This window comes from Oleiphilus sp. HI0080, from assembly GCF_001635135.1.
On sequence record NZ_LWFU01000021.1, the window covers coordinates 1 to 605 of the forward strand.

The 605-nt window shown below is 46.3% G+C and carries 1 protein-coding gene and 1 pseudogene; both read left to right on the top strand.

Going from position 1 to position 605, the window contains the following annotated elements; translation table 11 throughout:
• Positions 1-356: rRNA maturation RNase YbeY (ybeY, locus tag A3751_RS00410; protein ID WP_068450932.1), on the top strand; the 356-nt coding region annotated here is incomplete at its 5' end.
• An 8-nt stretch (positions 357-364) separates the two neighbouring features.
• Positions 365-605, top strand: a pseudogene (locus A3751_RS00415) (magnesium/cobalt efflux protein); the annotation flags it as partial.

Consider the following 605-nt stretch of genomic DNA (forward strand, 5'->3'; position numbering starts at 1 on the left):
ACTTTGAACTGACTATCCGCGTCGTCGATACGCCCGAGATCCAAGAGCTAAATGCCAACTACCGTGACAAGGACAAGCCGACGAATGTGCTTTCTTTTCCTTTTGAAGCGCCAGAACACATAGAGCTTGATCTGTTAGGCGATCTAATCATCTGCGCCCAAGTGGTTAACGCTGAAGCTAAAGAACAAAACAAAGATGAAAAGTCGCATTGGGCGCACATGACAGTACATGGCGTTCTGCACTTACTAGGCTATGACCACATCGATGATATTGAGGCTGATGAGATGGAAGGACTTGAAATTAAGATTCTCCATGAATTAGGCTACGCAAATCCGTATTCCCAAGAGGCAAACTAGTTCAACTAATGAACGACGACACTCCCAGTAGCGAGCCAGCTTCGAAAAGCTGGCTAGAACGCATATCGCAAGCATTTTCTGATCAACCTGATAGCGTTGATGAACTGCTTGAAATCTTAAGAGATTCAGAGCAAAGAAACGTTCTGGACGCAGACGCACTGAGCATTATTGAAGGTGCCATTCAGGTTACCAAAATGCAGGCGCGTGAAGTCATGATACCGCGCTCCCAGATGATTACCGTGAACGCAG